Source organism: Lysinibacillus irui (genome assembly GCF_028877475.1).
GTDB lineage: Bacteria > Bacillota > Bacilli > Bacillales_A > Planococcaceae > Lysinibacillus > Lysinibacillus irui.
Genome location: NZ_CP113527.1, coordinates 3,106,015 through 3,122,580 on the forward strand (window position 1 = coordinate 3,106,015; position 16,566 = coordinate 3,122,580).

Here is a 16,566-nt window from a genome sequence, read left to right on the forward strand (position 1 = left end):
GGCTATGCTGAAAGATATAATTTTGACAAAAACAGGTCCTTCATCCAGTATAGATGATCTTGCTTACTAGTTAATATATGCTAGTTCCTCATTTTTCTCATTCATTCCTCAAGCACTACCTTATTTTCCATTTTGGTCATCAAAAAAGAGCATGATAGAAATTCTTCTATCATGCTCTCTCATTTTTATCGCGCTAATTGCGCAAACACTTTATGGAATGCATCTACTGTTTTAGTAATGTGTTCTTCCGTATGAGCTGTAGAAATAAATAATCCCTCAAACTGAGATGGTGGTAGGAAGATGCCTTCCTCTGCCATCAATCGGAAGTATTCCGCGAATAATTGTAAGTCGGATGTTTTAGCTGAGGCAAAGTCAACAACCTCATCATTTGTAAAGAAGAAACCAATCATCGAGCCAGCACGATTTACTGTATGTGGAATATTGTATTTCGTAGCTGCCTCACGGAAACCAGCCTCTAGCTGATCACCTAATTGTTTAAAGTAATCATATGTTCCGTGATCTAAACGTGATAACGTTTCATAGCCAGCCGTCATCGCCAACGGGTTTCCTGATAATGTACCCGCTTGATAAATCGGTCCTGCAGGGGCTACTTGCTCCATAATCTCTTTTTTCCCAGCAAATGCACCTACAGGGAGGCCTCCACCAATAACTTTACCTAATGTAGTGATATCAGGCGTTACCCCAAAATAACCTTGTGCACAACCGTAGTCTACACGGAAGCCTGTCATTACCTCATCAAAGATTAATAACGCGCCATGCTCAGATGTAAGTGCACGTAAACCTTCTAAGAAACCTGGTTTTGGTGGTACAACACCCATGTTCCCTGCAACAGGCTCTACAATCACTGCTGCTAGCTCTGCACCAAATTTTTCGAAAACAACTTTTGCCCCTTCTAAATCATTATAGGCAACTGTTAACGTATTCCGTGCAATATCTGCTGGAACACCAGGGCTATCAGGTAAACCTAATGTCGCAACTCCTGAACCTGCTTTAATTAATAAAGAGTCTCCATGACCATGATAAGAACCTTCAAATTTTAAAATTTTATCTCGCCCTGTAACCCCACGAGCTACACGTAACGCAGACATTGTAGCTTCTGTTCCTGAAGAAACAAAGCGAATCATTTCCATGCCTGGTAGACGATCTAATACTAATTGAGCTAAACGATTTTCTGTATAGCTTGGCGCACCAAAGGATGAACCTTTTGCTGCTGTGTCAGCAATCGCTTTGACTACCTCTGGATGTGTATGTCCCAAAATTAATGGACCCCAAGATAGTACGTAATCAATATACTCATTGCCGTCAATGTCTTTAATGATCGCACCATGGCCAGATTCCATAAAAATCGGGTCCATATTCACTGATTTGAATGCACGTACTGGGCTGCTAACACCACCTGGCATTAACTGAACCGCCTCAGCATAGGCTTGTTTTGATTTTTCGTAAGAACGTGTCATTTATTTCTCCTCCAACCAACGTGCAACATCTTTTGCATGATACGTGATGATTAAATCAGAGCCTGCTCGTTTCATGCCTAATAATGTTTCAAGCACAACTTTTTTCTCTTCAATCCAGCCATTTATAGCTGCCGCCTTAATCATCGCATATTCACCAGAAACATTATAGGCAACAAGCGGTAATGGATAGTTATTTTTCATATCTCGGATAATATCTAAATAACTAAGAGCCGGCTTCACAATTAAGAAATCTGCTCCCTCTTCAATATCTGATTCTGCCTCACGGAATGCCTCTAGGCGGTTCGATGGATCCATTTGGTAGGATTTACGATCGCCAAATTGAGGAGCTCCATCTGCAGCGTCACGGAATGGACCATAGTAGCTAGATGCATATTTGACTGCATAAGACATAATTGGAATATGTTCAAATCCTGCTTCGTCAAGTCCTGCACGAATCGCTACAACAAAACCATCCATCATATTAGATGGAGCAATAATATCCGCTCCTGCTTTTGCTTGTGATACAGCGGTACGGGCTAACACGTCTAATGAAGGATCATTTAAAATTTGATCGCCTTCTATTAATCCGCAATGTCCATGATCTGTGAATTCACATAAACATGTATCCGCAATAACTAATAGCTCAGGATGACGTTTTTTTATTAAACGAGTCGCTTCTTGAACGATACCATGATCATGGAACGCACCTGTTCCAACAGCATCTTTTTCAGCTGGTAACCCAAATAAAATAACTGCAGGTATGCCTAAAGCTACAACCTCATCAATTTCTACTTCCAATTTATCCAATGAAAATTGAAAAACGCCAGGCATAGAAGGTACTTCATTTTTAATGTTCTCGCCTTCAATTACAAAAATAGGATAGATCAGGTCCTCTTTATGTAAATATGTTTCTTTTACCATTGATCGCATTGTCGCATTCGTACGCAAGCGACGATGTCTTTGAAATTGTAATTTTGTCATGATTTGTCCCCTACTTTCATAATTTCTTCGATGACTGCTTGCATTGTATATACACTTGGCATAATATCCACAGTAGCACCGTATTGTTCAAGAGCCGCTTCTGTAATATGACCGATGGCTGCGATACGCGTTGCTTGCCAGCCAATCTGTGACGCTACATCCTTTGCGTATACATCAACCGCTGAAGGACTAGCAAAAATCACAGTAACATCTTGTTGGTGATGAATACAATTCATAATAACAGATGTCTGATCATGTCTTTCCACCGTTTCGTAAACTGTCCACTCAACTAAATCAAACGGCAGTCCATCCTTTAGTGTACTTTTCGCCTTTTCTCCTCGTATAAACAGGCAACTCGGACAGCTACCCGCTACAGCCGGAAATTCTTTAACGAAAATATCAGCACTAAATACAGAGGGCATAAAGCTCACTTCAAAGCCAAGCTTTTCTAACGCTGATGTTGTTTTTGTCCCTATAGAGGCAATTTTCCCTCTAAAATTATCGACCCTAAATTGGTGCTGTTGCATCTTACTAGCAAAAGCATCGACAGCATTTTGACTAGTAAATATAATCCAATCAAATTGACATGCCTTTTTCAATTGCTCAGCATCATTACTGCCCAATCGTTCACAAGTTTCAATTAAAGGGGCAATTACAGCATGGCCACCTAATGCTGTGATGTCATCTACAATAGTAGCTGTCTTAGATGTACCAGTTAAAACGATTGTTTTACCCTTTAGAGGTAAATTATTTTGCATCTTGCTCAGCCTTTACGCGCTGAATTAATTCGAATGCACCTTGTTCTGTTAATATTGCTGCAAGCTCTTCTCCAATTTTTTGTGCATCTGTCCCCACTACTGTTTCCTTATAGATAACAGATGCATCAGGAGCGGCAACTAAGCCTGTTAAAGTAATTTCATCCCCATTTGAAGTGGCGTAACCAGCGATAGGTACTTGACAGCCACCATCCATTGCTGCTAAAAATGCGCGTTCTGCATGTGCTTCTTGCCATGTTAATTGATCAGTAAGCTTTGCTAATTCAGCCAATAGCTCCTCATCATCTGCGCGACATTCAATTCCTAGAGAGCCCTGTGCTACTGCTGGTAAGCAATCTTCTACTGGTAAAAATTCAGTAACGACATCATCACTCCAGCCTAATCGTTTCAAACCAGCTGCTGCTAAAATAATCGCATCATATTCTTCATCTTCCAGCTTAGCTAAACGCGTATCAACGTTTCCTCGAATCCATTTTATTTCGATATCAGGGCGTACTGTTAATAGCTGTGCACTACGGCGCAAAGAACTTGTCCCCACTACAGCACCAGCAGGAAGATCTGCAAATTTAATATGTCCTTTTGAAATAAATGCATCACGTGCATCTTCACGTGGAGGAATACAACCAATTACTAAGCCATCTGGCAATACAGCAGGCATATCTTTCATAGAATGAACAGCAAAATCTATTTCTTTATCGTAAAGGGCTTGCTCTATTTCTTTAACAAACAATCCCTTCCCTCCAACTTTAGATAGCTGTACATCTAAAATTTGATCACCTTTGGTCACGATTTCTTTCACTTCAAATTCGAATGGTACACCAGCCTCTTTTAACTCATTGATAAACCAATTAGTTTGAGTTAGCGCCAACTTACTTCTCCTAGAACCTACAATAATTTTTCTCAACAGTCTCCAACCTTTCTTCTAATACCATAAATGGAATCGCGATAAACTGCTTCCTAAGAAGAAGTTCACAACAACTAATAAATAGGCATATATATGTACCCATGCATAAGTTGTACCTGTCAGCTTGCTTTTGCGATTCACATATAAGATAACGCAATACAAAATTAAAATGATGAAGGACCCTATGATCTTTGCATCGAAAATCGAAAGACTCTCTAATGTTAATAGTGCCCATTCAAAGCCCAATATTAAACTTATAAATAAAACTGGAATTCCAATAAAAAATGACATATTCATCCAGCTACTTGTCTGCTGTAAGGATGGTAACCTTGTCCATAGATGTGACCACTTTTTCTTTTTCAGCAAACGATATAAAACTAAGTATAATATGGCAAACACAAATGTTAACGTGAATGCGGCATAGGACAATATCGCAAATGATATATGAATAAAAAGCATTTCCGAAATTAATGTATCCCCAACAGCGCCTGTAGGACGTTTTGGCATAAAAGTAAATATACTAGCGAATAAAAACCCTAGTATATTAATAATAAATACAGGCAAATCAACCCTAGCTATACAATGTAGAATGATCGATAGCGTCACAAGTAACCAGGAGTAAAAGAGAATCCCCTCTGACAAAGATAAGATCGGAAAACGCTTCGTTTCCACAAACGTTAAAATGATAATAGCGCTTTGAATCATCCATACAAATGAAACAAGCCAAAAAGCTATTCGTCTTGCTCGCACTTGCTTATAGAAATAATCAGTAAAGTAAAAAACTAGACTGATCGCATACAAGACGATCATCACTTCATAAAGCCTCGTCATGGTCAAATCAGCCAATAGACATCCCTTCTTTATAGTGAAATTGTAAAATTACTATACAAAAACAAAAAAACGTTTTCGTATCCTAAGTTTACCATACAGATACGAAAACGCCTCATGTAATATCAGTAGAAATCCAATAGCGTCAACACTATCGTACATTTGTGTATGCGACGCATCAGATATTTAGAAAGAGTACTTTGGTTCAACGGAAGTTTGAGAAGCCTCTGCGCGTTCTTTGCGCTCAAGCTCTTGCTTCGTCATCTCTTGAACTTCAGCTTCCACAGCATCCTCTATACCAAAAATTTGTTGGAATAAACGTAACTGTTCATTTGCTTTTGGTGAATTTGCCATTTCTTTCGCTTGTAAGATTGGCTCTTTTAACAATTGATTAATAATAGATTTTGTATGCTTACTTAAAATTTTACGTTCACGTTCCGTTAAATCTGGCATTTTATTTTCGATACTAGTCATCGTCTCTTCTTGAATTCGATTAGCCTTTTTACGCAAAGCTGAGATCACTGGTACGACGCCTAGTGTTGCTACCCAATCTTTAAATTGCACAACTTCATTACCAATCATATCCGTAATATCAGCAGCAGCACGTTCACGCTCTGCTAAATTCGCCTCGACAATTCCTTGTAAATCATCGATATCATACAAGAAAACATTTGGCAGGTCGCCTACTCGTGGATCAATGTCACGTGGAACAGCAATATCTACCATAAATAAAGGTTTACCTTTACGTAAACGTTCCACAAATTGCATTAACTCATAATCAATGACATAATCTGTTGCACCTGTAGAAGTAATTAAAATGTCTGCTTCTAATAATGAACATTGTAATTCCTTCATTGATTTAGCTTCCCCATGGAATTTAGCGGCTAGGCTTTCTGCTTTTTCAAACGTACGGTTAATGACCGTAACTTTTCCTACACCACTACCATAAAGGTTCTCAATCGCAAGCTCTCCCATTTTCCCTGCACCTAAAATAGCTACATGCTTGCGTTGTAAAGAGCCAAAAATTTTCTTTGCTAATTCTACTGCTGCATAGGAAACGGATACCGCATTCTCACCAATTGCTGTTTCATTATGAGCACGCTTAGCAAATGTTACCGCTTGTTTAAATAGCTGATTGTATACCGTTCCTGTTGTGCCAATCTCTTGTCCACTTAAAAAGCTTTTTTTTACTTGTCCTAAAATTTGTGTTTCCCCAAGAACCATTGAATCGATCCCTGCAGTCACTTTAAATAAATGTTCGATTGCCTCATCTTCTTCTCGAATTGTTAAATAGGAAGAAAATGTCTCCACAGGCAAGTCAAACCAGTTCGCTAAAAATTGTTTCACAAAATGACGTCCAGTATGCAATTGATCCACAACAGCATATATTTCTGTACGGTTACATGTCGAAACAATAACGTTTTCTAATATACTTTTTTGCTTTTGCAGCGCTTCCATTGCTTGTGGTAGTTCACTCTCTATGAATGATAACTTCTCACGTATTTCAACAGGCGCTGTTTTATAATTCAAGCCTACTACGATGGTATGCATGAATAACACCTCACACGTTCTAATTCACAAATCTCATTATAGCACAGTTCGACAATAGTTCACGTATAATTTGTGAACATGTCATGAAGAACTGTCATTCGTCATCTACATTAGAATTATTATAAACTAAGTGTAACAAATTATACGTCTTGTTTCAAATTAAAAAACTGCACCTTCAATTGTTAGATCAATCTAACAATTGAGGTACAGTAAATTTGTGATCAGTATTTTCTTAATTTGTCATTGTGACAGTTTTCATTGCAATAATATTACCATCTTTATCATAGGCTATAAACTCAATGTCATTATTAACTTTAAAGTCCTGCATAGTTTGTACTGTTTTCGTTAGCATATAAACTGAATCACTACGTTTTTGTAAATCAAACTGTACATCTCCACTAACTGAATTGAAGCGTACATTCATCTTTGCAACATTAGAACAATTACCATCAATTCGAGCACTCATAGTAATATAGCCTTTTCGTAGCGAAACGCTTGTTTCTTCAAATAAATCTTCAGGATTGATACAGCTCGAAGCTGGTGTTTTACATAAAATTGTATCAACTAGCTTTTGGAATACTTGATGCAATTGTAAATTATCAATGGCGTGGAAATAAGCGCCGCCAGTTTGCTCTGCTACTTGCATTAACGTAGCATCATTGATTTGTGATTTCTTGCCCATACTAATTGTATAAACTTTCACACCTTGCTTTTTCGCTTCATTGATCGCCTTAGTCATTTTAGATTTACTTGTTTTACCATCCGAAACAACAACAATGGCCTTCGATGTTTTAGTATCATTAGAGAATTTAGTTAAGGCGATATCAATGCCGGCAAAAATATCCGTCGCACCTTTATCTTTGGATGCTTTATAAAGATCTTTTTTCAGTACATTTTCTGTCGTACCTTCACCTAGAACAGTTGCTTTTGTATTCGTTTCAATAACAATATTATTTTTTGCCTTTATTTGATTGATCAATTCAATCATCTTTTTACCACGGTAATTTGTTGGATCAACCGCCTTCATCGAAGAAGAATAATCCACTACATAGGCAATTTCCGTTGCTAAAGAACAAGAGTTTTTACTAAAGTATGGATTCGTAAATATTTCTTTCGTTACTGTCTTATCTTTTAAGCCCTTCAAAATTGTTGCATAGCGTGGATCTAATGGATTAACGAGCGTTGCCTCTACTTTAGATTTTCCATAAATAATTGAGTCAAAGTAAGCGACGGCCGTACCTGGACTACCTGTATTATTTAATGGATCTGAAGTATTTGTTATAAACGACGCTGTTTTTTCCACTCCATCAAATTTAATTTTGACCGTTCCCTGATAGTCCGAAACGGGCTCCCCACCTGGACGAACTAAAGTCACCATAACTTTAGTATATCGATCTTTCCCTGATGGTCTTGATGCAGCATCAGCACTTTCTTTCAATGCTTCAACACGTTTTTTATAGGCTTCCACTTGTCCAAGTAATTTCCCGCCCTGATATTTTAATAACACAGTTCGGTCATAGTTACTTAAGTTTGTGAAGATTGCATAAATCTTCATCACACTATCGTAATGCTCTAATGTTAAATCTTTTTCGTTTGGCATATGATTCATAAGCTGAATGATAGCTCCGACCGGATTAATATTTTCTACCTGAGAAGCAATATCATCATCAATCCCTTGAACACGATAAATTGGTCGTCCATCATCAGAAATCATATACATAATTTCAGTTTTGGCAGGCGTTGTTACTGAGTTATCAAAACGGCGATTTAAGAGCTCTTCAAATAAGTATACTGAGATATCATAGTTTTCAAATTGTAATATTGCATGTTCATATCCTAACGCTGGGTACCTAGGATCAGATCCACCGTAGCGCAAATAAACATTTTGTACGTTCCCTAAAGCATCCGTTACATTTGTTTGCTGACCAATACTAAATAACTTTTCATCAGAGTCAGGATCTAAAGGTACTGGAGCATACACATCAATTAAGTTTTGAGTAAAGAACTCTGGCAATTTTTCATATGGAACATAAGGAGGTGTTACACTACCATTATCATCTGTATTTGTTGGATCATATACTTGGTAATCAATACGTAGTTCTGGCTGTGGTGCATAACGCACTTCTGCATTTAACTTCTCCCCCACTAAACACTTCATAGCAGGGTCTGTATTATTAACTAGCTCAAAAGAAATCGTATCACGGACAGATTTTGTTAGTGATGGTGCGATTACGATAGCAGATACAGTGGAGCCATCAGATTGAACCGTTTTAACCGCTTCACCGGATGTATCCACAATTGTCCCATAGGATGACGTCACTTTGAATGTATACGATTTATCATCCGCAATTGGGTCACCATTACAAGCCTTTAACGATACCGTCACAAGTGTAGAATCCACATCATTTGCGATTAAATCCGGTTTTTCAACTACAATACTTTGCAATGCATTATTTACATATTCTGGTCCAGTAAAGTCATTTGAGTTATCTTTTGGTTCTTCAAAATCAGCACTGTTAGATCCCATGAAACCTGGTGGTAACGTGATGCTATCATTATCACGGCCAGCAGCACTTCGCTTTAATCCTTGTACAGCAAAATTGCCATTTTGAACAGCTCTATATAAAAATGTAGCAACATCCGCACGTGTTAATTTAGTAGATGGATTAAAGCTAGCAAAAGTCTTTTTACCTGTACCACTGGTAGAAAGATCATTCGAATATAAATATTGTACAGCCTGTGGTTCATCTAAATCTAAACCTTTGAATGCAGCGTAGATCTGGGCAAATTGGCCTCGTGTCACCGCTTTTGAACGATTAGCATTCACATGTGTGCCGTTAAATGGTAAATAAAATTCACTGTAGAAATTATAGGCAACACTATCAATATAAGATAACGCATAATTACGATCTAGCTTGGCAAACATTAGCACAAGCTCTCGATCAGTTACTTGTTCATCTGGTAAAAAGTTATTAGCACTGTTCAAGGACATGAGGTCATTGTCCACTGCCCAGGAAATAGCCTTATAATTATTACTATTTGAAGGAACATCTCTTATTGTGGTAGCTGCTTGCGTGACAACAGGTGTTGCCGTCATCAGTAGTAACATGAAGCAAAGCAAAGAGAGCAATGCTTTTTTTACATATGTCATTAATGTTCAGTCCTTTCTTTAGTTAAAGAACAAGATATCATCACGATAGTTTTGTTTTAGATCATCTTCTAAATATTTTAAGAATCGCTCAAGGACAAGAGAAGCCTCTGCACGAGTTAGCGGCTTATTTGGATTAAAACGGCCAGCGGAATCACCAATCATTAACCCAAGTTCATTTGCAATATAGATGCCGTCTCTAGCATAGTTTGGAATTTGATTGTTGTCTGTAAATTTTGTTAGATAGCCAGGATCAGGCGCTCTATTTTCAAGTCCTAAAGCACGCACAAAAATAGTAGCTGCTTGTGCTCTTGTAATGGCATTATCTGGTTTAAAGTAGTCAGCTGAAACGCCTTTTATTATGCCTTTATTTAATGCCGATTCAATATAGCCATAATCTTTAACCGTACGCTTTAAGTCTTTAAACACACTTGTAGTAGGAGTCTTTTTCGATTTCTTTTCTTCAAATACACGTAAGTCTACGGCTTTACCGATTGCCGTAGTAAAATCTATACGTTTCATTGGTGTATTTGGAGAGAAGAAATTACTTGCATCTGAATAGATACCTAGTGAATACATTTTTTCTATCGCTTCTTTAGCAAAATGGTTTGTTAAATCACGGAATTTAGGGATAATAAGACGTTCAATAGTTGGCATGTATTCTGTATCTAAATCAAGCGTCCCTTTTTGTCCTGAAGATAAGTCGTACGTGTACTCAGAAATAACATCTTTTTCACTTACAACTGCATAGCCACCCTCAAAACTACCCAAGCTTCCAAGATTCTCCTCATAATTTAAAACACGAGATTTACTTGTAGATAAGCGGTTTTTTACATGGCTTGTTTTGCCATCACTGTAGGAATAAACAGACTCTGTGATTTGAGTTTCTGTTGCTCCCCAGAAGTTTTCATAGCCCGCATGGCGACTATCGGTTTCAATCGTTACTGTGTTTTGGACAGCGTTTTTCCCTTTTCCTGTTTCAAAAGCATAGGTTTTTCTAGAGATTACATTCCCCGAATAATAATCAGAGGCAGCTCGATTATCTGTCACCGTTCCTTGAGAGAATTGATAATCAACTAACGTATAAGTAATCGCTCCAATTGTAATTTTTTCAGTGTATTTCTTTACCTCACCATTAGACGTTTTTTGACCAAGAACTGCATAGTCAACAACATCAGATTCATAGGCGATATTTCTTGTCAATGTGGCTCCATTATTACCTGTCAACTTCATGTTATAAGTTTCAGTTAATCTGCCTTTAGATTCCTTTTGTGTAATTTTAATATCTTTACTAGTGCCCTTAAAAATAACAGGTGACCCTGATAGGAAGACAGCTTCTTCATATGTATACTCATTTTTTACTGCACCAGTTGTTTCTAATGAAGCAGCCGATGCATTGAACGAAATAGTAGTTCCCATTAAACAAATAACAAGAACGACTACCATTAGTTTGGCTAAATATTTTTGCATTCGCTTGTCCTTTCTTTCACTGTGCACTGTTATGCATAATGAAGCATATTTTAATGACTAAAAATCTGCTCGTCTTTCGAACATTTTGCCTATGCGAAGTAGCCTTCTCATCAAATGTGAATACATCGCCCTTTTGCAAATATTATTCGCCTGAGACTAAGCAGATTTTCAGTCTATATTTACTTTTAATCTACTAGAATAAAATGAGCTTTTACAAATCGATCTGATAATACAACTAAACGGTCGGATGCTTGTAGATCGGAAGGCTGTATCACTTTACCTGCTTTAATGATTGTTGCTTGGTCAATATTCATATCCACCATTTCACCAGCCTCATACCAACGGCCATTCTGCCATTGGCTTACACTTTTTACGTTAATTACAGCTGGATACTTCGATTTTACAGACTGTAGTTTCCCAGTCAGCATTAATGGGGCTACTGGTTTAGCATTATCTAAAATATGAAGTGCTTGTACATGGCCTTCCTTCACATAGAAGTAACCATAATCACCTTCGGATAAATAAAGCTCAATATCTGGCATGACGCTGTATGTTTTATTGCCATCATCGACCATTGCCTTTGTTGAATTACTAACTGATAAGACAGTATCTTCTGTTTTCTTGAAAACATTTGATTCAATTTTCATCGCATCATCAATTTCAATTAAATACCCATCAGCTTGAGATAAGCGTCCATAATATAATTCATGTCCAGCTAAGTTAGGTGACATAAAGCTATCACTTGTCACTTGTACAACCTGCGCATAATGGTCACGTGCAGCACCATCTGCAATGACAAATGCCGTACCATACGCTAAAAGACCAGTTGGTTCAATTAAACGTCCATTACGAATTAAAATAGTTCCATTATGGAAGTACAATGTGCCTGCAGATTTCAGCTTCAATAATTGGTAATCTGTATCTACAGACAACATGGGTTCGTAATATGTTCGTTCATTGTTTTTCAATACTACAATTTTCTCAATGACTTCTTTACCGAATTGTTTAACCGTCGCATAGTATGCTTCACTACCGATATAATTTTTCAGTTGACCTTTTTCGACTTTCGTATTGCCAACATATATTGGTACCTTGGATGTAAAAGACATTGTCGATAGATCATTGGTTGTTTGAGAGCCAAATTGCCAGTTAATAAAGGCATGTTGATTTTTCACCGTTAATTTATTGGCATTAGGATTGACTGCTTGTATTTCGCCTTTGTATAAGTTTTCAACTAATGTGCCTGTCTCACTAATGGCTACTTTTGTTACGACAGAAGTGTTTTTATTTTTAAAGTTTAGTTTAACTCGATCCCCAACGTATAACGCACTAATATCAGTGGCTGAAGAGCCTTTTTGATAATTAGTCTCTTTGTTAATATAATAAGTCGTTTCTTCACCTACATCTGGCTTCACTATAATAAATAACCCATTTGGATCGATACTCGTTACTACACCAGCTGTTGTTTTACTGCTACTTCCTGATCCTGTGGATGGTCCATTCGGTTCTGTTGCTGTTGTAGATGTACCTCGCAGTTCAACAACACTTCTTAGAGAAATTTCAGCTTCAACTTCCATTCCCATCTTAAAGCCCTCGATAGTCGTGGCCGTGTTGTTAATATATAATCGAGTATTTTTATTAATATTAAAAGTCACTGTTCGGCCACGATCATTTTGCAAAGTTACTTTACTAAGTTGTTGTTCTATCGTGCCATCTGGCTTTGTGTATTCTGAAAATGTTACATCCACAAAGGTTCCAGTAACTAATTGGGCAGCTTTAGCCGGCTGGTTAAAGGCTAAACCGACAACCAGAATGATCATGATTATGTATGAATATTTCTTCAAAAATCCTGCCTCCTTACTAAATATTAGTAATCATTATATCGTATTATTGGTAGCTTTTCTTATTTAAAAAGTTACAATTTAGACTATTAATCTTTTCAAGCGATAAAAATAGAGGTAGCTTCCTACTTTCAAGCTACCTGCCTGTTTCATACTTGAATATCAATTGTATGTCCAGCTGTCGGATGTGGAGCATCTAACATTTCAACTAACTGCTCTGTGTTTTGTTGTTGCATCTCCATTGCCTGTTTCGTAACAGCTAAAGAAACGTTTTGCATAAGTGTTGCTTGATTCATTGCCATCGATAAAGCTGCAATATCCATCTAGTCCACCTCCTATCTAATTTATCGGACAAATATTTTAATCATCAAGCATTTTCTACAACTTTCTACATTACCTTCTGTAAAAATGAAAAAAACATCTACTGTCCTAACGACTAGACACAATAGATGTTTTTACATTACATTTTATTTTCAATTGTTCTCCAAGCTTCTTCAAAGCCAAGACCCGTTTCTGAAGAGAAGACAATTAGAGTATCGCCTTTTTCCATTTCCAATGTTTCTTTGACAATCTTTTTATGCTTATCCCATTTACCTTTTGGAATTTTATCTGCCTTTGTTGCAATCACAATACAAGGAATATTATAGTGCTTTAGGAAATCATACATCATGCGATCATCAGCCGTTGGAGGATGACGCAAGTCTATAATTTGTACAACTGCTTTTAATTCCTGACGCCCAGTAAAGTAGCGCTCTATCATTTTCCCCCAAGCTTCACGCTCAGACTTTGAAACCTTTGCATAACCATAACCCGGTACATCCACAAAAAACAATTGCTCTTCAATTTTATAAAAATTAAGGGTTTGTGTTTTACCAGGCTTAGAAGAAATACGTGCTAAAGCTTTACGGCCGATCATTCGATTAATGAAGGAAGACTTTCCTACATTCGAACGACCAGCTAATGCAAATTCTGGCAGTCCATCTTCTGGATATTGGTCTGGCCGTACCGCACTAATGACCATTTCGACGTTATGGACTTTCATTTTTCTAAAAACCTCCGTCCAGTGCATAGGCTAAAACTTCATCAGCCGATGACACTAGTTTAAATGTTAGTTGCTCACGTACACTGTCAGGAATATCCTCTAAATCACGTTCATTATCTTTTGGACATATGATTGTTGTTAAGCCTGCACGATGAGCACTTAATGTTTTTTCTTTTAGACCTCCGATTGGCAATACACGGCCCCGTAATGTAATCTCGCCTGTCATACCAACTTCACGGCGAATTGGGCGATGTAAAATAGCGGAGACAATAGCAGTTGCCATAGTAATACCTGCAGAAGGTCCATCTTTAGGTACAGCGCCTTCAGGTACATGGATGTGAATATCATGTGTATCGAAATATTCCGCATCCACATCAAGATCTTCCATTTTCGTGCGAACATAGGATAATGCTGTTTGAGCAGATTCCTTCATGACTTCCCCAAGCTTACCAGTAAGCTGTAACTTTCCTTTACCAGGTGTCAAGGATACTTCGATTTGTAACGTATCTCCGCCTACAGTTGTATAAGCAAGCCCAGTAGCGACACCGACTTGGTTTTCCTTTTCAGCCTGCCCATAACGGAATCGATGTTTACCGATTAACTCTTGTAGTGATTTTGAGCTAACAGTTACCCGTTTTTTCTCACCAGATACAATGATTTTGGCAATTTTTCTGCAAAGGGTTGCGATTTGTCGTTCTAAACCACGAACACCTGCCTCGCGCGTATAATAGCGTATAATATCGATGACTGCTTCATCTTTAATCACTACTTGCGTTTTTTTCAATCCATGTTCTTTCAATTGCTTAGGGATTAGGTGATTTTTCGTAATTTGAGTTTTTTCAATTTCAGTATAACCTGCAATAGAAATAACTTCCATACGGTCTAATAATGGACCAGGAATACTACTCAAATCATTAGCTGTTGCAATAAATAACACATTCGATAAATCATATGGCTCTTCAATATAATGATCACTAAATGTATTATTTTGCGCAGGATCTAATACTTCTAGCATTGCTGCTGCAGGGTCGCCTCTAAAATCATTAGACATTTTATCAATTTCATCTAATAAAAATACCGGATTAATGGTACCTGCTTTTTTCATTCCTTGAATAATACGACCAGGCATTGCGCCAACATACGTACGTCTATGTCCACGAATTTCAGATTCGTCACGAACGCCGCCTAACGAAATTCGAATAAATTTGCGATCTAAGCTTTCTGCGATGGAACGAGCTAAAGATGTTTTACCTACCCCAGGAGGTCCAGCTAAGCATAAAATAGGTCCTCTAAGCGAATTTTTCAGCTGACGTACGGCTAAATATTCTAGAACACGTTCTTTCACTTTTTCTAACCCATCATGATCACGATTTAAAATATTCTCGGCATGTGTAATATTCATGCGATCTTCTGTTGCTTTTGTCCATGGTAGTGAGATCAGCCAATCAATATAATTGCGAATAACGCCGCTTTCTGCACTAGCGCTTGGCACTTTTTCATAGCGATCTAATTCTTTGAGTACAGCTTCTTTTGTTGAATCTGGCATACCTGCTTCATCGATACGCTTACGCAATTCTGCAACTTCTCCAGTTTTCCCTTCGCGATCGCCCAGCTCAGTTTGAATAGCCTTCATTTGTTCACGTAAATAATATTCCTTTTGCGTACGCTCCATGGACTGCTTTACTTTGGAATTAATCTTCTTTTCCAAATCCAATACTTCTTGTTCATCGTGCAAACGGATAATTAAGTGATCAAGACGTTTTTTAACACTTAGCATTTCCAATACTTCTTGCTTATCCGCAATCTTAAACGGTAAATGAGAAGCGATAATATCTGCTAGACGTCCAGGTTCTTCGATATCCGTTACAGTATTGATTGTTTCAGTTGTGATTTTATTGGAGGATTTTGCATATTTTTCGAAATACGTCAATAATGTACGCATCAATGCTAGCGTTTCTACATCTTTATCTACCGATTCCTCTTTAATGACAATATCCACAACTGTATACTTGTCTAACGCCCGATAATTTTCCCAGGTAGCACGAGCAACCCCTTCTACTAAAATTCGCAGCGTACCATTTGGTAATTTTAGCATTTGTTTGACATATGCAATTGTACCAACGGAATATAAATCTTGCTCCTCAGGCTGTTCATCGTGCATTTCCTTTTGTGTCACCAATAAAATCATTTGGTCCTCTAACATCGCCTGCTCTAGCGCCGCTACAGAACGATTTCTACCCACATCAATATGTAACACCATCGATGGGTATACTAAAAGTCCACGTAAAGGCAATAATGGTACATTTGTTGTTTTTTGTATTGTCACCATGCGGGCATTCACCTCCGTCAAAATTTTCATGTTCACATCCCGCGCTACTAGTATGTGTTTAAAAAATTGATTCACACTAGTTATTGAAGCGAGCCAAAAATTTCTTCAAGTTACAATTAGCTTTATGTAGAAATGAATAAAAAGCTGACTGTCGATATGTGCGAATATTGCACAATCGAAGTCAGCTAATTACTCTCTATCTCACAACGGTAGACAGC

General features: G+C 37.7%; 12 protein-coding genes. All 12 read right to left on the reverse strand.

Going from position 1 to position 16,566, the window contains the following annotated elements; genetic code table 11:
* Nucleotides 1–185: 185 nt before the first annotated feature.
* The 12 genes from hemL to lon all read right to left on the reverse strand — a co-directional run bounded on the left by hemL (nt 186) and on the right by lon (nt 16,348).
* Complete coding sequence (gene hemL, locus OU989_RS15710) at nt 186–1,478, reverse strand: glutamate-1-semialdehyde 2,1-aminomutase (RefSeq protein ID WP_274793949.1); 1,293 nt, start codon at nt 1,476–1,478, stop codon at nt 186–188.
* Complete coding sequence (hemB, locus tag OU989_RS15715; RefSeq protein ID WP_274793950.1) at nt 1,479–2,459, reverse strand: porphobilinogen synthase; 981 nt, start codon at nt 2,457–2,459, stop codon at nt 1,479–1,481. It abuts the gene before it with no gap.
* Nucleotides 2,456–3,217, reverse strand: a complete 762-nt coding sequence (locus tag OU989_RS15720) for a uroporphyrinogen-III synthase (protein WP_274793951.1) — start codon at nt 3,215–3,217, stop codon at nt 2,456–2,458. Before OU989_RS15720 ends, hemB begins: the two co-directional genes overlap by 4 nt.
* A complete protein-coding gene (hemC, locus tag OU989_RS15725) occupies nt 3,207–4,139 on the reverse strand; it encodes a hydroxymethylbilane synthase (protein WP_274793952.1) in 933 nt (310 codons plus the stop codon). Before hemC ends, OU989_RS15720 begins: the two co-directional genes overlap by 11 nt.
* 18 nt (nt 4,140–4,157) lie before the next feature.
* Entirely contained in the window at nt 4,158–4,985 is an 828-nt protein-coding gene (locus tag OU989_RS15730; protein WP_274793953.1) for a cytochrome C assembly family protein, read from the reverse strand.
* A 168-nt stretch (nt 4,986–5,153) separates the two neighbouring features.
* Entirely contained in the window at nt 5,154–6,518 is a 1,365-nt protein-coding gene (gene hemA, locus OU989_RS15735) for a glutamyl-tRNA reductase (protein ID WP_274793955.1), read from the reverse strand.
* 232 nt (nt 6,519–6,750) lie between these two features.
* Complete coding sequence (locus tag OU989_RS15740; RefSeq protein ID WP_274793956.1) at nt 6,751–9,669, reverse strand: S-layer homology domain-containing protein; 2,919 nt, start codon at nt 9,667–9,669, stop codon at nt 6,751–6,753.
* Nucleotides 9,670–9,687: 18 nt separating this feature from the next.
* The gene (locus OU989_RS15745; protein ID WP_274793957.1) at nt 9,688–11,136 is read right to left on the reverse strand and encodes an S-layer homology domain-containing protein; all 1,449 of its coding nucleotides are present in this window, start codon (nt 11,134–11,136) and stop codon (nt 9,688–9,690) included.
* A 185-nt stretch (nt 11,137–11,321) separates the two neighbouring features.
* Nucleotides 11,322–12,980, reverse strand: coding sequence for a hypothetical protein (locus OU989_RS15750; RefSeq protein ID WP_274793958.1), 1,659 nt, complete (start codon nt 12,978–12,980; stop codon nt 11,322–11,324).
* A 146-nt stretch (nt 12,981–13,126) separates the two neighbouring features.
* The gene (locus OU989_RS15755; RefSeq protein WP_081011007.1) at nt 13,127–13,300 is read right to left on the reverse strand and encodes a YjfB family protein; all 174 of its coding nucleotides are present in this window, start codon (nt 13,298–13,300) and stop codon (nt 13,127–13,129) included.
* Nucleotides 13,301–13,437: 137 nt separating this feature from the next.
* The gene (gene yihA, locus OU989_RS15760) at nt 13,438–14,019 is read right to left on the reverse strand and encodes a ribosome biogenesis GTP-binding protein YihA/YsxC (RefSeq protein WP_274793959.1); all 582 of its coding nucleotides are present in this window, start codon (nt 14,017–14,019) and stop codon (nt 13,438–13,440) included.
* A gap of 4 nt (nt 14,020–14,023) precedes the next feature.
* Nucleotides 14,024–16,348, reverse strand: coding sequence for an endopeptidase La (gene lon / locus OU989_RS15765; RefSeq protein ID WP_274797359.1), 2,325 nt, complete (start codon nt 16,346–16,348; stop codon nt 14,024–14,026).
* Between the last annotated feature and the right edge of the window lie 218 nt (nt 16,349–16,566).